Raw genomic sequence first — 20,547 nt, forward strand, 5'->3', positions numbered from 1 at the left:
GCTCGGTCAGCCTCAGCACGTGGCGCGGCGCGGCCACGGAGCCCGGCCGAGTTCGGCACGGGCGGCGATGTGCACGTGCTGGACGGCGGACATCGAGCCGAGCCCGTGCAGATACACCAGTGCGGGCTCCGCCCCCGGCGCCTCGTTCCACCGTAGGCCTGCGCCGGGGCTCGGACGGCCGTCGCCGGCACGGACCGCCTCGACCGGCTTTCAGCGACAGAACGTTCAGTCCTCGCGTCGGCGCACCGCGAGCGCGAGGAAACGGGCGTCCTCGTCGACGTACGACGTCATGTTCCACCCCGATCGGGCCAGCAGCGGACCGAGGTTGGCCTCGGCGCGTAGGTCGTCGGGTGTGATCCGCCGGCCCTGGCGTGCCGCCAGAGCCGCGCGACCGATGGGATGGAACAGCGCGAGCACGCCGCCGGGCCGCACCACGCGGACGAGCTCCCGCAGGTTCTCCTCCGGGCGCGGCAGATGGGCGATCAGGCCGGCCGCGAACACGGCGTCCAGGGACCCGGCCCGCAGCGGCAGCGCGGCGACGTCCGCGAGCAGCAGGTGCCCGTTCCGGCCGCGGCCCGCCCGCACCGCAGCCTCGAGCATCGCCCGCGTCAGATCGGCACCCAGCACCACACCGGAGGGTCCCACGGCGGCCCGCAGCGGCGGCAGGGCGCGCCCCGTGCCGCAGCCGGCGTCCAACACCCGGTCGCCCGGCCGCAGTCCGAGATCGGACACAGCCGCCGCGTAGGCGGGACCGTCGTCGGGGAACCTGCTGTCCCAGTCGGCCGCACGGGCGGTGAAGAAATCCTGAACGTGTGTGTGGTCGTCGCTCATGTTCCGCATGATTCCTCACCGCCATGGGGGATACCTAGGCGCACATGTTCGGGCCGGACTCGATCGTTCCGTCGCATCTGTGTGTCATATTCCAACAGCTTTCGAAATGCGCCCCCTTTGTGCGCCCGTGCCCCCTAGCGTCCCTTGGCCATGGGACACCTGGACCACGCCGCCTTCGGCTGGCTGACCCCCGTGCTGTCGTACGTCATGGCCTGCGTGGGTGCCGCGCTCGGACTGCGCTGCACCGTGCGCGCGCTCGCCACCACCGGCCGCTCGCGCCGCAACTGGCTCGTCACCGCGGCCTCCGCCATCGGGACCGGCATCTGGACCATGCACTTCGTGGCCATGCTCGGCTTCCGCGTCAGCGGCACCGACATCCGCTACAACGTGCCGCTGACCATCCTCAGCCTCCTCGTCGCCATGGTCGTCGTCTGCGCCGGCGTCTTCGCCGTCGGCTACAGCCGCGACCGCACCCGGGCGCTCCTGCTCGGCGGTCTCACCACCGGAGTGGGCGTCGCCAGCATGCACTACCTGGGCATGGCGGCGGTCCGGCTGCACGGCGACATCAGGTACGACCCCCTCCTCGTCGGAGTGTCGGTGCTGATCGCCGTCGTGGCGGCGACCGCGGCTCTGTGGGCCGGGCTCAACATCAAGTCGCCCCTCGCGGTCACCGTCGCCTCCCTCGTCATGGGAGCGGCCGTCAGCAGCATGCACTTCACCGGGATGTTCGCGGTGAGCGTGCATGTGACCCCCTCCGGCGAGACCCTGCCCGGGGCCACGGCGATGCAGTTCATCTTCCCCCTCGCCGTCGGCCTCGGGTCCTACCTGTTCATCACCGCGGCCTTCGTCGCCCTCTCGCCCACGGCCGACGAGCGAGAGGCGTCCGCCTCCGCTCAGCGGCCCGTCGAGAGTATCGCCCGCTAGCGGGAGCCCGGCCCGAGCGCCCCGACCCACGTTCCGAGCGAGGAGGCCATGCGCCCACCCCGTACCACCCCGAAAGCCGGCACTCCCGCGCATCCGCCGCGCGGCCGCCGCGCACACGCCGGACCGCCCGCCGCCGATGAGGCCGACCGCCCGCTCGGCGTCCCACCGGCCAAGGCACGCACGCGTGGCAACCGCCGGCATCTGCGCCCCCGCACCGTGCGCGCCAAGGTGGTCAGCCTGCTGATGGTGCCGGTCGTCTCCCTCCTCGCCCTGTGGGCGTACGCCACCGTCACCACCGCCCAGGACGTGGCCCGGCTGCGGCAGTCCCAGCGGGTCGACGCCGAACTGCGCAGCCCCTTGGCCGCGGCCGTCTCCGCCCTCCAGGCCGAGCGCGCCGCAGCCGTGCGCTACGCCACCGCGCCGGGCGCGGGCGACGGCACCGACCTGCGAAGCCTGGCCGCCCGCACCGACCGGGCGGTGGCCGAACTGCGGCTCGGCGACAACAACACCGTCGCCGACAGCGAGGAACTGCCGGCCGGTGTCTCCGGGCGCCTCGGCGCCTTCGTCACCGGTGCCGAGCACCTGAGCACCCTGCGCACGGCCGTACTCGACCGCAAGACCGGCTGGGACACGGTGTACGCGCAGTACACGAAGACCATCGGCGCGGCCTTCGCCGTGGACGGTGCCCTCACCGGCATCCAGCGGGACGACGTCGGCTCGGACGCGCGCGTGCTGCTCGAATTCAGCCGGGCCGCCGAGGCACTGGCCCAGGAGGACACCCTGCTCGGCAGCGCACGCACCGCCGGGCCGCTGCAGGGCGAGCGGCTGCGGCTGTTTAGCGCCGCCGTCGCCGGGCGTCGTACCCTCACCGAGGCCGCGGTCGCCGATCTGCCCGCCGCACAGCGCGCCGCCTGGCAGGATCTGGCCGACAGCGACGTCTACACCGCTCTCGGTGCCACCGAGGACAAGATCATCACAGCCGGGCCCGGCGGCAAGTCGGCCGACGCGGCCACGCAGGGCGCCTGGAACGCCGCCCACGCGCGCGTGCAGGACGGCATGCAGGGCATAGCGGCGGACACCGGCCGGGCCGTCGCGGGCCTGGCCGACCCCTTCACACGCGGCCTGCTCAGCCCCGCCGGCGCGGCCGTGCTCCTCGGCCTGGCCGCCGTCGTCGCCTCGCTCGTCATCTCCGTCCGCATCGGACGCGGTCTCGTGGTCGAACTCGTGAGCCTGCGCAACGACGCCCTGGAGATCGCCCGCCGCAAACTCCCCGAGGCGATGCGCAGACTGCGCGCGGGCGAGGAGATCGACATCCAGGCGGAGGCACCCGCCGGACCACCCGCCGAGGACGAGACGGCGCAGGTCTCGGAAGCGCTGACCACCGTCCACCGCGCCGCCCTGCGCGCCGCCGTGGAACGGGCCGAACTCGCCAGCGGCATCTCCGGCGTCTTCGTCAACCTGGCCCGCCGCAGCCAGGTACTGGTCCACCGCCAGCTCAGCCTCCTGGACAGCATGGAGCGCCGCTCGGACGATCCCAACGAACTGAGCGACCTGTTCCGCCTGGACCACCTCACCACACGCATGCGGCGGCACGCCGAGAGCCTGATCATCCTCTCCGGCGCCGCACCCGGCCGGGCCTGGCGCATGCCGGTGTCCCTGACCAACGTCGTAAGGGCCGCCGTGTCGGAAGTCGAGGACTACGCGCGCGTAGAGGTGCGTCAGCTCCCCGAGGCCCGTGTCATCGGCACCGCCGTCGCCGACCTCACCCACCTGCTCGCCGAACTCGTCGAGAACGCGGCCCAGTTCTCCCCGCCCCACACGCGCGTGCGCGTCACCGGCGAACCCGTCGGCAACGGCTACGCCCTGGAGATCGAGGACCGGGGACTCGGCATGGGCGCCGAGACCCTCGCGGAGGCCAACCGCCGCATCGAACAGTCCGAGGCCCTCGACCTGTTCGACAGCGATCGGCTCGGCCTGTTCGTGGTCAGCCGGCTCGCCTCCCGGCACGACGTGAAGGTGCATCTGCGGACCTCCCCCTACGGAGGCACCACCGCGGTCGTCCTGCTGCCCACCGCCCTGCTGCACGGCGGCGCGGCGGAACGTCTCTCCCACCAAGGTGAGCAGTCCCGTCAGGAGCCGGAACCCGAGTACGCGCGCGTGCCCGGCACAAATCCACACCAGGAGGCCGTAGCCGCACGGTCGGACCGGCCCGCCCTCGCGGCCACCGCTCCCGGCCCGCACGGCGCCGTCGACGAGCCGGCCTCGCACGGATCCGGAGACGAAACCCCACCCCCCGGAGTCACCGCCTTGAGGCTGCACCGACCGCCGAACGACTCCGAGGACTCCGACAACCTCCCACGCCGTGTGCGCCAGGCGAGCCTCGCACCCCAGCTCCGGCAGCAGCGCCCGGAAGCGCCGACGCGGGACACCGCACGGCACGGCGACGAACGGCGCACCCCCGAACTGGTGCGGGACCGCATGGCCGCCTACCGCGACGGCTGGACGCGCGGCGGCGGCAGACAGCCCGGGCGCGGAGCCGCCCCGGAACCCGAAACGGGCAGTGACAGCAGCGAAGGAGACCCGGCATGATCCAGGACCCGAACGCGAGTGCCGGCCAGCGCTCCGGCGAACTGGACTGGTTGCTCGACGACCTGGTGATGCGCGTGAGCGAGGTACGGCACGTCGTCGTGCTCTCCAACGACGGGCTGGCCGTCGGCGCCTCCACCGGCCTCGCGCGGGAGGACGCCGAGCACCTCGCCGCCGTGGCCTCCGGGTTCAACAGCCTCGCCAAGGGCGCGGGACGGCACTTCGGAGCGGGTGGCGTGCGGCAGACCATGGTCGAGATGGACGACGCGTTCCTCTTCGTGGCCGCCGCCGGTGACGGCTCCTGCCTCGCGGTGCTCACCGCCGTCACCGCCGACATCGGATTGGTCGCCTACGAGATGGCGCGCCTGGTCAAACGGGTCGGCGAGCACCTGTACACGCCCCCGCGTGTCGCCGCACAGCCGCCCGCAGCCGGATGACCGGGAACAGGCGGCACAGATGACCGAGAACCAGAGCGCCGGTCCGTGGGAGCCGGGCAGCCAGTGGTACGACGGCGAGGCCGGACCACTCGTGCGCCCGTACGCGATGACGGGCGGGCGCACCCAGCCGGGTCCCACCGGGGTGCGCTTCGACCTGATCGCCCTCGTCACCCTCGACCCCGCGGCACCGGCGCTCGAGGACGCCGCGCTCGGCCCCGAGCACCGGACCCTGATCGAGCTGTGCCGCACGGAGACACAGTCCGTCGCCGAACTCGCGGCGGACGCCGACCTTCCCGTCGGCGTCGTCAGGGTGCTCCTCGGCGACCTCCTGGAACTCGGCTGCGTGGTCATCAGCCGTCCCGTGCCGCCGGCCCACCTGCCCGACGAGCGGATTCTGCGCGAGGTCATCGCGGGACTGCGAGCGCTGTAGATGAACGTTCCGAAGCCGCCGTACGCCACGCAGCGCCCCGATCCGTACGCGTTCCGCCTCAGACCGGACGCAAGTCAGTCACATCAGGTGCATTCCGGTCCAAGAGCCCGGAGGTGCCGCTCCGTTGTCATCATGCTGCCTTCGCGCCCGCAGCAGACGGACGCCGACCGCAGCCGGCCCTCCCGAGAGAAGTGATGATGGTCACCGAGCACTCCGAAGCCGTCGGCGACACCGCCGCTCTGGCGCTGAAGATACTGGTCGCCGGTGGGTTCGGCGTCGGCAAGACGACCCTGGTCGGGGCCGTCAGCGAGATCCGGCCGCTGCGCACCGAGGAACTCCTGAGCGAGGCAGGGCAGTTGGTGGACGACACCGACGGCGTGGACCAGAAGGTCACCACCACTGTCGCCATGGACTTCGGCCGCATCACCATCCGCTCCGGCCTGTCCCTCTACCTCTTCGGCACACCGGGACAGGACCGCTTCTGGTTCCTCTGGGACGAGTTGTCCCAGGGCGCCCTCGGCGCCGTCGTCCTCGCGGACACCCGGCGCCTGGAGGACTGCTTCCCCGCGGTCGACTATTTCGAGCACCGGCGCATCCCGTTCGTGGTGGCCGTCAACTGCTTCACGGGCGCCCGCGCCTACGGCGCCCATGACGTCTCGCGTGCCCTCGACCTCGACCGCGGCACCCCGGTGGTGCTGTGCGACGCCCGCGACCGGGACTCCGGCAAGGAAGTCCTGATCCGGCTCGTCGAGTACGCCGGGCGGATGCACACCGCCCGGCTCCTGGACTCGGTCGGCTGATCCCACTGCTCAGGCCGCCACATCCTTCACGGCCACCACTTGGTCGACCGGGACCCGGACCAGCAGCTCGCCCGGAACGCCGTTGCGGGCGCCGTACTCCTCGGCGCGGTCCTCACCCATGTACCGGGCGGCGATCCGGGTGGCCCAGTGACGCAGCTCGTCCAGGTTCTCCGACAGCCGTGCCCGGCCGTTGAGCACCACGAAGTGGAACGGCGGCCGATCATCGTCCACACACAGGGCGACCCGCCCGTCCTGGGCGAGATTGCGCCCCTTCACCGTGTCCTTGCCCGTGTTGAAGACCAGTTCGTCCCCGTCCAGCAGAAACCAGATGGGGGCCACATGAGGGCTTCCATCGGCGCGAACGGTGGACAGCTTGCCGGTCCGGGTGCCCTGCGAGACGAACGCCCGCCATTCCTCGTCGGTCATCTTCTGTGCCATGCGCCCATCCTGCTTGCCCGGACGCCGGACGTGGGGAAGGCTGGCGGGGAGTTCCTCCAGCCAGGGGGGAGACATCACGCGGGGAGACGGAGATGGCGCAGAACCAGGGACTCGGCTGGCTCCTGGACGATCTGACCGAGCGAGTGGACGACGTGCGGCACGCGCTGGTCCTGTCGAACGACGGGCTGGTCACGGGCGCGAGCACGGGTCTACGCCGCGAGGACGCCGAGCATCTGGCCGCCGTGGCATCCGGGTTGCACAGCCTCGCCAAGGGATCGGGACGCCACTTCGGCGCCGGCAGGGTACGCCAGACCATGATCGAGTACGACGACGCGGTGCTGTTCGTGACCGCGGCGGGCACCGGCAGCTGCCTGTGCGTGCTCAGCGGCGCGGAGGCCGACATCGGCCAGATCGCCTACGAGATGACCCTGCTCGTCAATCGGGTCGGCGAGCACCTCGGCGTCGACGCCCGGCAACCGGAGCGCACCCCCCTCGCTGACGCCTGACCTGCTGCTTCTCCTCGCGTCGCGGAGTTATCCCCAGGGCCATCACGCCCTGGACCGAATTGGCTACGGTGTGTGCACGGCGAACGCGCAGGGCGTGAGCCAACGACTCCACGGGGGAGTGCCACCATGTCGGCAAGCACCTTCAGCCCGCCCCGGCCCACCACCTGCACCGCGAGCCACGCCGCGCGGGAACTGGGCCTCAAACGCGGCGAGTTCGACCTCGCCGTGCACCTGGGCCTCATCCGGACGTTGCCCGACGAAGGCGGAAGAGGAGGTCGCAGGGTGGAGCGCGCGGAGATCGACCGCCTCCGCGCACAGAAGGGCCACCCTGACACTCTCCAGGAGCGCGTGCGGGTGGTGGGCACCACCGAGGGCGCAGCGCTCATGAAGATCCCGGCCGGGCGCTTCACCCGCCTCGCCCGCCTGGGCCTGCTCGTGCCGGTGAAGTGGTATTTGAACCGGTACCGAGCCGTGGTCTGGCTGTATCTGGCCGAAGACCTGCGGCACTTCATCTCGGGCACCGAGAACGCCCACCTGCTCAAGGGGCGGACGCCCGAGAGCCTGCGGGGCCAGCTGGAGGCCGGGGTGGACCTGCGCGCCCGCAACTGGCGGGGACGCCACCTCGGGTTCCTGCTCCGCCAGGCAGAGGATCCGTGGGTTCGGGCCGGTGCCGTGGCTGCCTTCCTCCCGCCCATTGAGATCGCCGATCTCGTCAAGGATCCGTACGACCGCGCCTATCTGCATCGGTTCCGGCCCGCGTCCCCTGGTCAGGGCATTCCGGGATCGCCTGCCGCGCACCTCGCCGAGCGGATCGCCACCGCGCAGGACGCGGACGAGATCGAGTGGCTCCGCAGCGAACTAATCCAGGTGCTCCAGGAGGCGCGCGCCCTCTCACCTGCCCCGCGCCCGGCCGCCCGGTGTGCCGCACCGACCATGCGAGCAGCCGCACGGCCCGTCCCGCCCATGGCCCGCACGGTCACACCGCCCACGGAGCCGACGGTGCCGTCGGAGGCCGGGGCGGAGCCGGCCGTGGCCCGGGTGTCCGAGCAGCTGCTGCTGGGATCGCCCGAGCCGGAGGGCGGGCCGGTGACAGTGGCGTCCGGGGCGAGCGGCGGACCGCTGCCGGGGGCGCCCGAGCCGAAGGACGAGCCCGTGGTCCGGGCCTTCGGGTGGCACGGCCCGCCCACTGTGCCGGCGGCCGCGCTGTCGTCGGCCCACCGGGGACACCGCCCGGCGGAGCAGTCCCGGACGCGGACCGACCGCGGCCTGCGTGGCTGGCTGCGGCGCAGAAGCCACCGGCCCGCGCAGGCCTGAACCACCCGGCCGCAGGCCCTGCCGTCGGCTTGCTAGAGGGACCTGAACAGGCCCTCCTGGACGACGGAGACGAGCAGACGCCCCTGCAGGTCGTAGATGCGCCCGCGGGCCAGGCCCCGGCCACCGGTGGCGATCGGCGACTCCTGGTCGTACAGGAACCACTCGTCCGCGCGGAACGGCCGGTGGAACCACATGGCGTGATCCAACGAGGCCATGTCGAAGTTCCGCGCTCCCCACAGCGGTTCGACGGGGATGCGCACCGCGTCCAGGAGGGTCATGTCACTGGCGTAGGTCAGCGCGCACGTGTGCACCAGCGGGTCGTCACCGAGCGGTCCGACCGCGCGCATCCATACGGCACTGCGCGGCTCGGCCCCCTTGATTTCCTCGGCGTTCCAGCGCAGCCGGTCGACATAGCGGATGTCGAAGGGCTGGCGGCGCGCCATCCGCTCCAACTGCTCCGGCAGCGCGCCCAGGTGCTTGCGGATCTCCTCGGAGACCGTCGGCAGCGATTCCGGGTCCGGCACCTCACGGGCCGGCGGCAGCTGGTGCTCGAACGGTCCTTCCTCAGGCTTGTGAAAGGAGGCGGTCAGATTGAAGATCGTGCGGCCCTGCTGCACGGCCGTGACCCGGCGCGTGGTGAACGACCGGCCGTCGCGCACCCGTTCCACCTGGTACACGATGGGCACGCCGGGGCGGCCCGGGCGCAGGAAGTACGCGTGCAGCGAGTGCACCGGGCGGTCGCCGTCCGTGGTGCGGCCGGCGGCGACCAGTGCCTGGCCCGCCACCTGGCCTCCGAAGACCCGCTGGAGCGACTCCTGCGGGCTTCGGCCACGGAAGATGTTGACCTCGATCTGCTCCAGGTCGAGCAGGTCGACCAGTCGCTCGGCCGGGTTCGTCATCGGTGGCATTCTCCTTGGCTCACAACTGGTCGAAAAGCGCTCACAGCTGGCCCACGTCGGTGACGCGGACGATCGCACGGCCCTCGGCGTCCGAGGCCGCGAGATCGACCTCGGCGCTGATGCCCCAGTCGTGGTCGCCGTTCGGGTCGTCGAAGATCTGGCGGACGCGCCAGATGCCGTTCGCCGGCTCCTCGTTGATGACCAGCAGCTTGGGGCCGCGGGCGTCCGGACCGGTGCCGAGGTCGTCGTACTCGTCCCAGTACTTGTCCATCGCCTCGCCCCAGGCGTCGGCGTCCCATCCGGCGTCGGCGTCCATCTCGCCGAGCTCCTCGACCTGGTCGAGGGCGGCCAGCTCCACGCGACGGAACATGGCGTTGCGGACGAGGACGCGGAAGGCGCGCGCGTTGGTGGTGACCGGCTTGACCTCGTCGGCCTTTTCCTGGGCCTCCTCGGCGGTCATCTCCTCAGGGTTCGCCAGCTGCTCCCATTCGTCCAGCAGGCTGGAGTCCACCTGGCGCACCATCTCGCCGAGCCACTCGATCAGGTCCTGCAGGTCCTCGGACTTGAGGTCGTCCGGGATGGTGTGGTCGAGGGTCTTGTAGGCGCTGGCCAGGTAGCGCAGCACGATGCCCTCCGTGCGGGCCAGCTCGTAGAAGGACACCAACTCCGTGAAGGACAACGCCCGTTCGTACATGTCCCGGATGACCGACTTCGGCGACAGCGGGTGGTCGCCGACCCAGGGGTGGCTCTTGCGGTAGGTGTTGTACGCGTGGAAGAGCAGCTCCTCCAGCGGCTTCGGGTACGTGATGTCCTGGAGGCGCTCCATGCGCTCCTCGTACTCGACGCCGTCCGCCTTCATCGCGGCGACGGCCTCGCCGCGCGCCTTGTTCTGCTGGGCGACGAGGATCTGTCGCGGGTCGTCCAGGGTGGACTCGACGACGGAGACCATGTCGAGGGCGTAGGACGGCGACTCGGGGTCGAGGAGTTCGAACGCGGCGAGCGCGAACGTGGACAGCGGCTGGTTGAGCGCGAAGTCCTGCTGCAGGTCGACCGTGAGCCGGACGATCCGGCCCTCGGCGTCGGGCTTGTCCAGCTTCTCCACGATCCCGCCGTCGAGCAGCGACCGGTAGATCGCGATCGCCCGTCGGATGTGCCTCAACTGCTGCCTGCGCGGCTCGTGGTTGTCCTCCAGGAGGTGGCGCATCGCCTCGAACGCGTTGCCCGGGCGGGCGATCACCGACAGCAGCATCGTGTGCGTCACCCGGAAACGCGAGGTCAGCGGCTCCGGTTCCGACTCGATCAGCTTCTGGAAGGTGTTCTCCGTCCAGCCGACAAAACCCTCCGGCGCCTTCTTGCGCACCACCTTGCGCCGCTTCTTCGGGTCGTCGCCCGCTTTCGCCAACGCCTTCTCGTTCTCGATGACGTGTTCCGGCGCCTGCGCCACGACCAGCCCCGCCGTGTCGAAGCCGGCCCGGCCGGCCCGGCCTGCGATCTGGTGGAACTCCCGGGCCCGCAGCGTGCGCACCCGGCTGCCGTCGTACTTGGTGAGGGCGGTGAACAGCACCGTGCGGATGGGTACGTTGACGCCCACGCCGAGCGTGTCCGTGCCGCAGATGACCTTGAGCAGGCCCGCCTGGGCGAGCTTCTCCACCAGGCGCCGGTACTTGGGCAGCATGCCGGCGTGGTGGACGCCGATCCCGTGCCGTACGTAACGGGAGAGGTTGCGGCCGAACTTGGTGGTGAACCGGAAGTTGCCGATCAGCTCGGCGATCTGGTCCTTCTCCTCGCGCGAGCACATGTTGATGCTCATCAGCGCCTGCGCCCGCTCCACGGCCTGCGCCTGCGTGAAGTGCACGATGTACACCGGGGCCTGCTTGGACTCCAGCAGGTCGGTGAGCGTCTCGGTGAGCGGGGTGAGCTTGTACTCGTAGGAGAGGGGCACCGGCCGGGTCGCCGAGCGGACCACCGATGTGGGACGGCCGGTGCGGCGCGTGAGGTCCTTCTCGAAGAAGGACACATCACCCAAAGTGGCCGACATCAGGATGAACTGCGCCTGGGGAAGCTCCAGCAGCGGGATCTGCCAGGCCCAGCCGCGGTCGCCCTCGGCGTAGAAGTGGAACTCGTCCATGACCACCTGGCCGATGTCCGCGTCCTTGCCGTCGCGCAGCGCGATCGACGCCAGGACCTCGGCGGTGCAGCAGATCACGGGCGCGTCGGCGTTCACGGAGGCGTCGCCGGTGAGCATGCCGACGTTCTCGGTGCCGAACAGCTTGCACAGCTCGAAGAACTTCTCCGACACCAGCGCCTTGATCGGGGCGGTGTAGAAGGTGACCTCGTCCCGGGCCAGCGCGGCGAAGTGCGCGCCCGCGGCGATCATGCTCTTGCCGGAGCCGGTGGGCGTCGAGACGATCACGTTCGCCCCGGAGACCACCTCGATCAGCGCCTCCTCCTGGTGCGGGTAGAGGGTGAGGCCGCGCTCCTGCGCCCACGACTCGAAGGCTTCGTACAGGGCGTCGGGGTCGGCGGTCGGCGGCAGCTGATCGATGAGGGTCACGCACCCATCTTGCCTGGCCTCGCCCCTGAGAGGGGAATCGGCTGCGAGCACGAAGATCACGGCCGCTACGCTGTGGCGCCGACGAGATGTCAGCGCACCAGGTCAACTGGACAGCGGCACACGAGGAATGGGGCGGGAAGCGGCCATGATGGGACCAGCACACTCACTGTCGGGGGCCGCGGCCTGGCTAGGCGTCGGAGCGGCGGCGGCCGCGGCGGGTCACCCGATGCCCTGGCCGGTCCTCCTCGTCGGCGCCCTGATCTGCGCCGGCGCCGCGCTCGCCCCGGACCTCGACCACAAGGCGGCCACGATCTCGCGGGCCTTCGGGCCGATCTCGCACTGGATCTGCGAGATCGTGGACAAGCTGTCGTACGCCGTCTACAAGGCGACCCGGATGAAGGGCGACCCGCGTCGCTCCGGCGGTCACCGTACGCTGACGCACACCTGGCTGTGGGCGGTTCTGCTCGGTGCCGGCTGCTCAGCGGCGGCGATCGCGGGCGGCCGCTGGGCCGTGCTGGCGATCCTTTTCGTGCACATGGTGCTGGCGATCGAGGGGCTGCTGTGGCGGGCGGCGCGTGGCTCCAGCAGCGATGTCCTGGTCTGGCTGTTGGCGGCGACCACCGCGTGGATTCTCGCCGGCGTCCTGGACAAGCCGGGCAACGGCTCCGACTGGCTGTTCACGGCACCGGGCCAGCAGTACCTGTGGCTGGGGCTGCCGATCGTGCTCGGCGCGCTGGTGCACGACATCGGGGACGCGTTGACGGTGTCCGGCTGCCCGATCCTGTGGCCGATTCCCTTGGGCCGCAAGCGCTGGTATCCCGTGGGGCCGCCGAAGGCGATGCGGTTCCGGGCCGGGAGCTGGGTGGAGCTGAAGGTGCTGATGCCCGTTTTCATGCTGCTGGGCGGGGTGGGCTGCGCGGCGGCCCTCAACGTGATCTGAGGCGCTCGCTCCGGATCGGCCGGCTGAGCGGTGGCTCAGGTGTCCTCGGCGGCCTCCGCCTCGCCGGCCTCGGCCCCGCCGTAGCGGCGCTCGAAGCGGGCGATACGGCCCTCGGTGTCGACCGTGCGGGCCTTGCCCGTGTAGAAGGGGTGGCTCTCCGAGGAGATCTCCACGTCGACAACCGGGTAGGTCCGGCCGTCGTCCCACTCGATGGTCTGCTCGCTCCGCGCGGTCGAGCGGGTGAGGAAGGCGTAGCCGGCGGCGCGGTCACGGAAGACCACGGGCTGGTAGTCCGGGTGCTTGTCCCGCTGCATGGCGGCTCCTCGTGCGAGGCGGTCGGGCAGGGCATGGGCGGGTCGGCCGGGGCCTGTGGATCAGCCGGGCAGGGAGTCCTCGTCGACGATGTGCATCGCGGCCTCCTCGGCGGAGGCGGCGGCTCCGTCGATGCCGACGTCGGTGGCGACGAGGGCGGCCTCCTCGTCCTCGTGCGCCCCCTCGTCCGGGGCTACCAGCCGGCCGGAGCGGAGGTTGCCGACCTCGTCGTCGAGGGGTTCCCCGTCGGTGTCGTGGTCACCGATGTCATCACCGTCGCGGGCCACGACGTCGGGCTGCTCCTCGGCGAGCCGCTGGTCCAGGGTCTCGCCCGCCTGGCGTTCGGCCGCCGTCACCCCCGTGTGCTCCACCGCCCAGGGTCGTTCGGGCGGGGACCAGCCACGGTCGAGCGGGTCGTTGACGCCGTCGAAATCCAGTGTGTCCTCGACGTCGAGCACCCCCGAGTCCTCCCGGATCTCCGAGGGATCGGGCTGGTAGACGTCGTCCCCCCAGCCGTCGACGCTGTCCACGAGTACCTCCAGATGGTGAGGACGGCCGGGCGCCACCGCAACGGGCGGCAGACCGCCGGCACGCCTGGCACGAGGGTCACATGCCGCGAACCGGGTGGTTCCGTCGCGTTCCCCGCACCGGTGCCGTTCTCCAGACTTCCACCCCTGCTCGGGACCGCGCAACGGCACGAGCACCGGTCAGTGCCCGGGCCCTGGCCCAGGCGCCGATCCCACCCCACACAGGGCCCGCTCGCCGCGCCCCGGCTCCGCACAGAGCGCTCGCTCACCGCGGCCCGGTTCCCCGCCGCGCGCCGGCTCACAGGGGGCAGGCCGTGGCAGCAGCCGACAGCCGAGACCATGGCCCCAGCGGTGTTCCCCGGGGCACCGTGGACAGCGCCGCCGCGGTCGCGGGGACCGGCCTTGCCCGCAGGCACTGCGCCGCAGGGCCGGTCGCCCGCACCCTCGCCGGATCCTCACCCGTGCCAGGACCGCCACAGCGCCGCGTACGCGCCGTCCGTCGCGACCAGCTCGTCATGACTGCCCAGCTCGCTGATGCGGCCGTCCTCCACGACGGCGATCACGTCCGCGTCATGGGCGGTGTGCAGGCGGTGGGCGATGGCGACCACCGTGCGGCCGCCCAGCACCCGGGCCAGGGACCGTTCCAGATGCCGGGCCGCGCGCGGGTCCAGCAACGAGGTCGCCTCGTCCAGGACCAGCGTGTGCGGATCGGCGAGCACCAGCCGGGCCAGCGCGATCTGCTGGGCCTGCGCCGGGGTCAGCGCAAGACCGCCGGAGCCGACCTCGGTGTCCAGCCCGTCGTCCAGTGCCCGGGCCCAGCCGTCCGCGTCGACCGAGCCCAGCGCCGCCCACAGCTCGGCGTCTGTCGCGACGGTGCGGGCCAGCAGGAGGTTGTCGCGCAGGGAGCCGACGAAGACGTGGTGCTCCTGGTTGACCAGGGCGACGTGCGAGCGGACGCGTTCCGCGGGCATCCGGGACAGCTCGGCGCCGCCCAGGGTGATCCGGCCGTCACGGGGTGCGTAGATCCCGGCGAGCAGCCTGCCCAGGGTGGACTTGCCCGCGCCCGAGGGACCGACCAGGGCCAGCCGGGTGCCCGGGGAGACCTCAAGGGACACCTTGCGCAGCACGTCGACGCCCTCGCGGTAGCCGAAGTGGATCCGCTCGGCCCGCACGTCCCGTCCGTCCGGCGCCAGCGAGGCGTCCGCGGCGTCGGCCTCGATGTCCCGCACGCCGACCAGGCGGGCGAGCGACACCTGGGCGACCTGCACCTCGTCGTACCAGCGCAGGATCAGGTTCACCGGGTCGACGAGCATCTGCGCGATGAGCGAACCCGTGGTCAGCTGCCCCACCCCGATCCAGCCGTTCAGAACGAACACCCCGCCGACCATCAGCACCGAGCCGAGCACGATGACGTGCACGGCGTTGATGACCGGGAAGAGCACGGACCGCAGCCACAGCGTGTACCGCTCCCAGGCGGTCCACTCCTTGATCCGCCGCTCCGACAGGGTGACGCGGCGGGCGCCGAGCCGGTGCGCCTCGATGGTGTGACCCGCGTCCACCGTCTCGGCGAGCGCGGCGGCGACCGCGGCGTACCCGGCGGCCTCGGAGCGGTAGCCGGAGGGCGCCCGCTTGAAGTACCAGCGGCACCCGGCCACCAGTACGGGCACCGCGAGCAGCACCGCGGCGGCCAGCGGCGGAGCCGTCACGACGAGCCCGCCGAGCAGCAGCAGAGCCCACACGACACCGATGGCCAGCTGCGGCACGGCCTCGCGCATGGCGTTGGCCAGGCGGTCGATGTCAGTGGTGATGCGGGAGAGCAGATCGCCGGTGCCCGCCCGTTCCAGCACGCCCGGGGGCAGCCCGACCGACCGGACGAGGAAGTCCTCGCGCAGGTCGGCCAGCATCCGCTCGCCGAGCACCGCGCCCCGCAGCCGCACCTGCCAGGTGAACACGGCCTGCACGGCCAGCGCGAGCACGAACAACCCGGCGGTCAGGCCCAGATGCAGCTCCCGCGACCGGTCGGACACCCGCTCGACCAGGCCGCCGAGCAGGTACGGACCCACCATGGAGGCGATCACGGCCACCGTGTTGACGCCGATGAGCAGCAGGAACGCCCAGCGGTGCCGGTGGAACAGCTCGGCGACGTAGGCACGCACGGTCGCGGCCGCGCCGATGGGCAGGGTGGCGGCGGTCGTCGGGGCCGCCGGGTCGTACGCCGGTGGCGCAACGCCGATCATGCGCTCTCCTCGATCTCTTCCAGCTCCGGGCGCGCGCCCACCAGGGCGGCCTCGTCTGCGCCGGCCAGTTCGTCGTCCGTCTCCCGGGTCACCACGGCTCGGTACCGTGGCTCGCTGTCGACCAGTTCGCGGTGCACACCGACCGCCACGACCTCGCCCTCGTGGACCAGGGCGACCTGGTCCGCGCGGTCGAGCAGCGGCGGCGAGGAGGTGAACACCACGGTCGTGTGGCCCGAGCGCAGCCGGCGCAGTCCGTCCGCGATCCGTGCCTCGGTGTGCGAGTCGACGGCGGAGGTCGGCTCGTCGAGCACCAGCACCTCGGGGTCGGTGATCAGCGACCGGGCCAGCGCGAGCCGCTGGCGCTGGCCGCCGGACAGGGACCGTCCGCGTTCGGTGATGCGGGCATCCATCGGGTCGGCGGCGTCCAGTGATCCCTGGACCAGGGCGTCCAGGACGTCGTCGCACTGCGCCGCGGCCAGTGCGTCCGCGGCCCGTACGGCTCCCGAGGCGGGCACGTCGAGCAGCTCGCGCAGAGTGCCGGACAGCAGCACCGGGTCTTTGTCCTGGACGAGGACGGCGGTGCGGGCGCTGTCCAGCGGGAGGTCGTCCAGGGCTACCCCGCCGAGCAGGACCGAGCGACCCGGCTCGGTCGGATGGCCGCCCAGCCGCTCGGCGAGCCTGCCCGCCGCGTCCGGGTCGCCGCAGACCACGGCGGTGAGACGGCCGGCCGGAGCGAGCAGACCGGTGGCGGGGTCGTACAGGTCGCCGCCCGGCGCCTCCACCTCCCGGGTGCCGCCGGTGTCTGTGGACCGCTCCAGCGACAGCACGCGGGCCGCCCGTTTGGCCGAGGGGCGGGAGAAGGAGTAGGCCATCGCGATCTCTTCGAAATGGCGCAACGGATAATTCAGGATCATCACGGCGCTGTAGACGGTGACGAGTTCGCCGACGGTGATGCGGCCCTGGCGGGCCAGGTGGATGCCGTGCCAGACGACGGCGATGAGCAGCAGCCCGGGCAGCAGCACCTGGACGGCGGAGATCAGCGACCACATCCGGGCGCTGCGCACCGCGGCGTGCCGTACCTCCTGCGACGCGCGGCGGTAGCGGTCCAGGAACAGCTCCTCGCCGCCGATGCCGCGCAGCACCCGCAGCCCGGCGACCGTGTCCGAGGCCAGCTCGGTGGCCCGGCCCGCCTTCTCCCGCTGCACATCGGCGCGGCGCGTCGCCCGGGGCAGCAGCGGAAGCACCGCGAGCGCCACGATGGGCAGTCCGACGGCGACGACCACCCCCAGGGCGGGCTGGTAGACGAGGAGGCCGACACAGACCACGACGACCGTGAGCGCGGCCGCGGTGAACCGGGACACCGCCTCGACGAACCAGCCGATCTTCTCGACGTCGCCGGTGGAGACCGCCACCACCTCGCCGGCGGCGACCCGTCGGGTCAGGGCGGAGCCCAAATGGGCGGCCTTGCGGGCCAGCAGTTGCTGGACGCGGGCGGCGGCCGTGATCCAGTTGGTGACGGCGGCCCGGTGCAGGAAGGTGTCGCCGACCGCGATACCCGTGCCGCACAGCAGCATCAGACCGCCCGTCAGGGTGAGCTGGGTGCCGGAGCGCTCGACGACGGCGTCTACGGCGAGGCCGACACAGAAGGGCAGGGCGGAGACGGAGACGAAGTGCAGCAGGCCCCAGGCGAGCGACTTCAGCTGTCCGCCCAGCTGGTTCCGCCCGAGCCACCACAGGAATCGGGGGCCCGAACGTGCGTCCGGGACGCCCGGATCGGCGTAGGGAAGGTCTTGAATCTGCATGACGTCCCAGTGGCTCGTGTCAGGAGGGAAGGGATGGCGAGGGGATCGGGGTGAAGTGGGGAAGCGGCGACAGGCGGTGACGAGCCGTGAAAGGTTCGCGTCGCCGAGTGGTGAATTTCAAACGGTTTTTCTGACGGAGCAGCGAATTCCACCGGCTTCCGGCCACTGGCCGCCGGTCCCGGCTCGGCCTGTGTGGCCGCGGACGGCTCTCCGCGGGCAGATCGCCGGCCGGTCGAACGCGCACATCCGGCCGTCACTCGAATGTCCGGAAGATCGCACAATGAACCGGTACGTGGTGCCACGATGGTCGCGTGCGGATCCAGGGTGTGCGGCGAATGTCGGTAGCGGTGACGGCTCTTGTCACGCTCCTGCCGGCGTGCGGCACCGACACCTCCGGCCCGGTCCGCGCCGGCGTGGCGGCCGGCTCCCGCGGCCAGGCCGGGCCGAGCCCGGCGGTGTCGGCCGCCCCCTCGGCCGCCCCGACCCGCATCCCGGGCGTGGGTGGCCGGCTGTTCCGGCAGATCCCCCGTGACTCCGGGCAGGTCGTCGTGGTGTATGGCGAGGGTGAGGACTCGGCCTACTCCACGGTCGTGCTGTACACGCGGGAGGGTCCGGAGTGGCGCCCGGTGACCAGTTGGCCGGCGCACAACGGCCGCAACGGCTGGACCACGGACCATCACATGGGCGACGAGCGCAGTCCCGTCGGCGTGTTCGGTCTCTCCGACGCGGGAGGTGTGCTCGACGACCCCGGCACCCGGCTGCCGTACAACCAGGACGAGGCCGCCTACGCGCCGCCGGACGACTGGGACGAGGCGCACCAGCACGTCTTCGACTATGTCATCGCCATCGACTACAACCGTCTCCCTGGCACCCCGCCGCACGACGCCACACGCCCCGAGGGCGACGACAAGGGCGGCGGCATCTGGCTGCATCTCGACCACGGCGACGGCACGTCCGCATGCGTCAGCGTGTCCAAGGACGCCATGGAGTTCCTGCTGCGCACGCTCGACCCGGCCCAGGATCCGGTGATGGTGATGGGCGACCGGGCGGAACTGCGCGCCTGACGCACTGACGCGGACGCCGTCCGGCGGCCGTGGCAAGAGGAACGCGATCGCGGTGTCGATGCCCCCGGAGGGGCGACTCGTGGGCCCGCCCGATGTCCGATCGCGCCGTTCTCCCCGAGGCGTCATTGCGGGCCGGCCCGACTGGCCGTAGAACACCGGCCATGAGAAGACGGATAGTCATGTCCATGCTTGCCGGGGCGACCCTCCTGGCGAGCGCGCTCTTCGGCACCGGAGCCGCTGCGGCCCAAGCGGCCGACGTCCCGGCCGAGTTCGGTTCCGACTGGCACGACCCGGTCACCGCGGCACCGCCCGTCGAGCGCCCGCACTCCAAGTCGTGCCAGGTCACCCTCGCCGACGCCCAGTTCCGCGACTTCACGCCGTACCGGGGCGCGTACGCCCCGCCCCAGGGCTGCGGCGACCACTGGAGCAAGGTCGTCCTGCGACTCGACGGGAAGGTGCAGGGCCGTCAGTACGACCGCCTCGGCTATCTGCACGTCGGCGGGGTCGAGATCCTGCGCACCTCCACGCCGGAGCCCTCGCCCGACGGCATCGAATGGCACGTCGAGAAGGACGTCACCCGCTACAGCGACACCTTCCGCAGCCCGCAGGACGTCGAGATGCTGATAGGCAACGTCGTGAACGACACCTACACCGGCGTCATCGACGTACACGTCACCCTGACCTTCTACGCGGGCCGCCCCGCACAGCGGACTCCCGACCGCGTGCTGACCCTCGCCGACACGCCCGACGGGACGACCCTCACCACTCCGCGCAACAGCGAGCGGATCGTCGCCGAGGTCTATGCGACCGGGTCGGGCGGCGGCTGCGAGGAGTTCTGGTACCTGACCGTGGCCGACCCGGCGTCGTACTCCTGCAAGGCCGATCACGGTCCCTACCGCGAGGTGCAGATCAAGGTCGACGGCCAACTCGCCGGAATCGCCGCGCCGTTCCCGAACGTCTGGACCGGCGGCTGGTCCGACCCCTTCCTCTGGTACGTCATTCCGGCGCCGGGCGCCTTCGACGTCCGGCCGATCGAATACGACCTCACCCCCTTCGCGGCCCTGCTCGATGACGGGCGTCCGCACCGCGTCGAGGTCTCCGTCGTCGGCGTGCCCGCGAGTCAGTCGGGCTGGAGCGCGCCGGTGAACGTCCTGGTCTGGCAGGACGCGCACCGCGCCCACGTGACGGGGGCGCTCACCGAGGACAAGGCGACGGACATCGCCAACTCCTCCACCTACACGCCCGGTTCGGAGAGCCGCGTGAACACCGAGGCCGGGCACCGGCTCACCGTGTCCGGTTACCTCGACACCTCGCACGGCCGCGTGACCACCACCGTCACCCGGACACTCGCCAACACCTCTGTTCACCGCTGGACCGACGGCGAGAACACGGACGGACTGGACGCGACCTGGTCCGACGACCAGACGGTCACCGTCGGCGGCGACGGTCCCGCGCGGACGACTCACACAGACCGGACGTACACCATGAACGGCGAGACGACCATCGGTGCCGACGATCGGCTGCGCACCGTGCTGACGCTCGGCGACCGCGCGTCGGTCGTGGCACTGCGGGACGGCCGGCGCACCGCGTGGTCGCGGCTCGACGACACCTACAGTGGCGACGCGACGTACACGATCAACGTCCCGCGCGACCAGCGGCACGCGGTCGGCACGTCGAGCGAGCGCTATCGGCTGTACGGCTCCAACGGCTGCTACGACCGTTCGCTGACCACGGTCCAGGGAGTGCTGACGGAGGATCGCGAGCGCTGTTGAGGACGGCGGGGTGGAGTGCGCCACTCGCGGGGTGATTTACCTGGCTGTGGCACGGGTGGCTCCGCAGGGATCGACAGAGCCCGCACCGGATGCGGGCTGACCGCATGCGGAGGGCCGCACACCGCGATCGCTGTGCGGCCCTCCGTGCTTGTACGCGTTGTGTCGTCCGCCACG

The 20,547-nt window shown here is 71.7% G+C and carries 18 protein-coding genes; 10 read left to right on the plus strand and 8 right to left on the minus strand.

Annotated features, from left to right (window positions below; genetic code table 11):
* Positions 1 to 225: 225 nt before the first annotated feature.
* Complete coding sequence (locus ACFYOH_RS32250; protein ID WP_388632918.1) at positions 226 to 840, minus strand: class I SAM-dependent methyltransferase; 615 nt, start codon at positions 838 to 840, stop codon at positions 226 to 228.
* A gap of 141 nt (positions 841 to 981) precedes the next feature.
* On the opposite strand from ACFYOH_RS32250, the gene ACFYOH_RS32255 reads away from it, so the two are divergent.
* The 5 genes from ACFYOH_RS32255 (at position 982) to ACFYOH_RS32275 (ending at position 6,008) form a co-directional block, all read left to right on the plus strand.
* Complete coding sequence (locus tag ACFYOH_RS32255) at positions 982 to 1,755, plus strand: MHYT domain-containing protein (RefSeq protein WP_388632921.1); 774 nt, start codon at positions 982 to 984, stop codon at positions 1,753 to 1,755.
* 48 nt (positions 1,756 to 1,803) lie between these two features.
* Complete coding sequence (locus tag ACFYOH_RS32260; RefSeq protein ID WP_388632923.1) at positions 1,804 to 4,344, plus strand: nitrate- and nitrite sensing domain-containing protein; 2,541 nt, start codon at positions 1,804 to 1,806, stop codon at positions 4,342 to 4,344.
* Positions 4,341 to 4,778: a roadblock/LC7 domain-containing protein gene (locus ACFYOH_RS32265; protein ID WP_388632926.1), complete on the plus strand. Its 438-nt coding sequence runs from the start codon at positions 4,341 to 4,343 to the stop codon at positions 4,776 to 4,778. Before ACFYOH_RS32260 ends, ACFYOH_RS32265 begins: the two co-directional genes overlap by 4 nt.
* Positions 4,779 to 4,797: 19 nt before the next feature.
* Entirely contained in the window at positions 4,798 to 5,208 is a 411-nt protein-coding gene (locus ACFYOH_RS32270; protein WP_351804524.1) for a DUF742 domain-containing protein, read from the plus strand.
* Positions 5,209 to 5,405: 197 nt separating this feature from the next.
* On the plus strand, positions 5,406 to 6,008 hold the full coding sequence (locus ACFYOH_RS32275) for an ATP/GTP-binding protein (protein WP_388632992.1): 603 nt from the start codon (positions 5,406 to 5,408) through the stop codon (positions 6,006 to 6,008).
* 9 nt (positions 6,009 to 6,017) lie between these two features.
* Here ACFYOH_RS32275 and ACFYOH_RS32280 read toward each other — a convergent pair whose 3' ends face one another.
* On the minus strand, positions 6,018 to 6,446 hold the full coding sequence (locus ACFYOH_RS32280; RefSeq protein WP_388632929.1) for a PPOX class F420-dependent oxidoreductase: 429 nt from the start codon (positions 6,444 to 6,446) through the stop codon (positions 6,018 to 6,020).
* Between the two features lie 92 nt (positions 6,447 to 6,538).
* Between ACFYOH_RS32280 and ACFYOH_RS32285 the strand changes: the two genes are divergently transcribed.
* Together ACFYOH_RS32285 and ACFYOH_RS32290 are read left to right on the plus strand one after the other, a co-directional pair.
* On the plus strand, positions 6,539 to 6,952 hold the full coding sequence (locus ACFYOH_RS32285) for a roadblock/LC7 domain-containing protein (protein WP_388632932.1): 414 nt from the start codon (positions 6,539 to 6,541) through the stop codon (positions 6,950 to 6,952).
* A 126-nt stretch (positions 6,953 to 7,078) separates the two neighbouring features.
* Positions 7,079 to 8,266, plus strand: a complete 1,188-nt coding sequence (locus ACFYOH_RS32290) for a DUF6397 family protein (protein WP_388632934.1) — start codon at positions 7,079 to 7,081, stop codon at positions 8,264 to 8,266.
* 32 nt (positions 8,267 to 8,298) lie between these two features.
* On the opposite strand, the gene ACFYOH_RS32295 is transcribed toward ACFYOH_RS32290, so the two are convergent.
* Entirely contained in the window at positions 8,299 to 9,165 is an 867-nt protein-coding gene (locus tag ACFYOH_RS32295) for an acyl-CoA thioesterase (protein WP_388632937.1), read from the minus strand.
* Positions 9,166 to 9,205: 40 nt separating this feature from the next.
* A complete protein-coding gene (locus ACFYOH_RS32300; RefSeq protein ID WP_388632940.1) occupies positions 9,206 to 11,719 on the minus strand; it encodes a DEAD/DEAH box helicase in 2,514 nt (837 codons plus the stop codon).
* Between the two features lie 145 nt (positions 11,720 to 11,864).
* On the opposite strand from ACFYOH_RS32300, the gene ACFYOH_RS32305 reads away from it, so the two are divergent.
* The gene (locus tag ACFYOH_RS32305; protein WP_388632943.1) at positions 11,865 to 12,659 is read left to right on the plus strand and encodes a metal-dependent hydrolase; all 795 of its coding nucleotides are present in this window, start codon (positions 11,865 to 11,867) and stop codon (positions 12,657 to 12,659) included.
* 35 nt (positions 12,660 to 12,694) lie between these two features.
* Here the strand turns inward: ACFYOH_RS32305 and ACFYOH_RS32310 are convergent, their stop codons facing one another.
* The 4 genes from ACFYOH_RS32310 to ACFYOH_RS32325 form a co-directional block, all read right to left on the minus strand.
* Positions 12,695 to 12,973, minus strand: coding sequence for a type B 50S ribosomal protein L31 (locus ACFYOH_RS32310; RefSeq protein ID WP_388632946.1), 279 nt, complete (start codon positions 12,971 to 12,973; stop codon positions 12,695 to 12,697).
* 60 nt (positions 12,974 to 13,033) lie between these two features.
* Positions 13,034 to 13,501 carry a DUF5709 domain-containing protein gene (locus ACFYOH_RS32315; RefSeq protein WP_388632948.1) on the minus strand — a complete coding sequence of 156 codons (468 nt, stop codon included), beginning with the start codon at positions 13,499 to 13,501 and terminating at the stop codon, positions 13,034 to 13,036.
* 452 nt (positions 13,502 to 13,953) lie between these two features.
* Positions 13,954 to 15,735, minus strand: a complete 1,782-nt coding sequence (locus tag ACFYOH_RS32320) for an ABC transporter ATP-binding protein (protein ID WP_388632951.1) — start codon at positions 15,733 to 15,735, stop codon at positions 13,954 to 13,956.
* Positions 15,732 to 17,537: an ABC transporter transmembrane domain-containing protein gene (locus ACFYOH_RS32325; protein ID WP_388632953.1), complete on the minus strand. Its 1,806-nt coding sequence runs from the start codon at positions 17,535 to 17,537 to the stop codon at positions 15,732 to 15,734. Before ACFYOH_RS32325 ends, ACFYOH_RS32320 begins: the two co-directional genes overlap by 4 nt.
* A gap of 335 nt (positions 17,538 to 17,872) precedes the next feature.
* Here ACFYOH_RS32325 and ACFYOH_RS32330 point away from each other — a divergent pair, with 335 nt between their 5' ends.
* Positions 17,873 to 18,601 carry a hypothetical protein gene (locus tag ACFYOH_RS32330; protein WP_388632995.1) on the plus strand — a complete coding sequence of 243 codons (729 nt, stop codon included), beginning with the start codon at positions 17,873 to 17,875 and terminating at the stop codon, positions 18,599 to 18,601.
* Positions 18,602 to 18,762: 161 nt separating this feature from the next.
* Positions 18,763 to 20,373, plus strand: a complete 1,611-nt coding sequence (locus tag ACFYOH_RS32335; protein WP_388632956.1) for a peptide-N4-asparagine amidase — start codon at positions 18,763 to 18,765, stop codon at positions 20,371 to 20,373.
* The last annotated feature ends 174 nt before the right edge of the window (positions 20,374 to 20,547 follow it).

It is taken from the genome of Streptomyces sp. NPDC007856, assembly GCF_042868225.1.
GTDB lineage: Bacteria > Actinomycetota > Actinomycetes > Streptomycetales > Streptomycetaceae > Streptomyces.

What these genes read in the sequence shown, in the direction of transcription:
- ACFYOH_RS32250 (WP_388632918.1), bottom strand. Translation starts at nt 840, where the DNA reads ATGCGGAACATGAGCGACGACCACACACACGTTCAGGATTTCTTCACC.
- ACFYOH_RS32255 (WP_388632921.1), top strand. Translation starts at nt 982, where the DNA reads ATGGGACACCTGGACCACGCCGCCTTCGGCTGGCTGACCCCCGTGCTG.
- ACFYOH_RS32260 (WP_388632923.1), top strand. Translation starts at nt 1,804, where the DNA reads ATGCGCCCACCCCGTACCACCCCGAAAGCCGGCACTCCCGCGCATCCG.
- ACFYOH_RS32265 (WP_388632926.1), top strand. Translation starts at nt 4,341, where the DNA reads ATGATCCAGGACCCGAACGCGAGTGCCGGCCAGCGCTCCGGCGAACTG.
- ACFYOH_RS32270 (WP_351804524.1), top strand. Translation starts at nt 4,798, where the DNA reads ATGACCGAGAACCAGAGCGCCGGTCCGTGGGAGCCGGGCAGCCAGTGG.
- ACFYOH_RS32275 (WP_388632992.1), top strand. Translation starts at nt 5,406, where the DNA reads ATGGTCACCGAGCACTCCGAAGCCGTCGGCGACACCGCCGCTCTGGCG.
- ACFYOH_RS32280 (WP_388632929.1), bottom strand. Translation starts at nt 6,446, where the DNA reads ATGGCACAGAAGATGACCGACGAGGAATGGCGGGCGTTCGTCTCGCAG.
- ACFYOH_RS32285 (WP_388632932.1), top strand. Translation starts at nt 6,539, where the DNA reads ATGGCGCAGAACCAGGGACTCGGCTGGCTCCTGGACGATCTGACCGAG.
- ACFYOH_RS32290 (WP_388632934.1), top strand. Translation starts at nt 7,079, where the DNA reads ATGTCGGCAAGCACCTTCAGCCCGCCCCGGCCCACCACCTGCACCGCG.
- ACFYOH_RS32295 (WP_388632937.1), bottom strand. Translation starts at nt 9,165, where the DNA reads ATGACGAACCCGGCCGAGCGACTGGTCGACCTGCTCGACCTGGAGCAG.
- ACFYOH_RS32305 (WP_388632943.1), top strand. Translation starts at nt 11,865, where the DNA reads ATGATGGGACCAGCACACTCACTGTCGGGGGCCGCGGCCTGGCTAGGC.
- ACFYOH_RS32310 (WP_388632946.1), bottom strand. Translation starts at nt 12,973, where the DNA reads ATGCAGCGGGACAAGCACCCGGACTACCAGCCCGTGGTCTTCCGTGAC.
- ACFYOH_RS32320 (WP_388632951.1), bottom strand. Translation starts at nt 15,735, where the DNA reads ATGATCGGCGTTGCGCCACCGGCGTACGACCCGGCGGCCCCGACGACC.
- ACFYOH_RS32325 (WP_388632953.1), bottom strand. Translation starts at nt 17,537, where the DNA reads ATGCAGATTCAAGACCTTCCCTACGCCGATCCGGGCGTCCCGGACGCA.
- ACFYOH_RS32330 (WP_388632995.1), top strand. Translation starts at nt 17,873, where the DNA reads ATGTCGGTAGCGGTGACGGCTCTTGTCACGCTCCTGCCGGCGTGCGGC.
- ACFYOH_RS32335 (WP_388632956.1), top strand. Translation starts at nt 18,763, where the DNA reads ATGAGAAGACGGATAGTCATGTCCATGCTTGCCGGGGCGACCCTCCTG.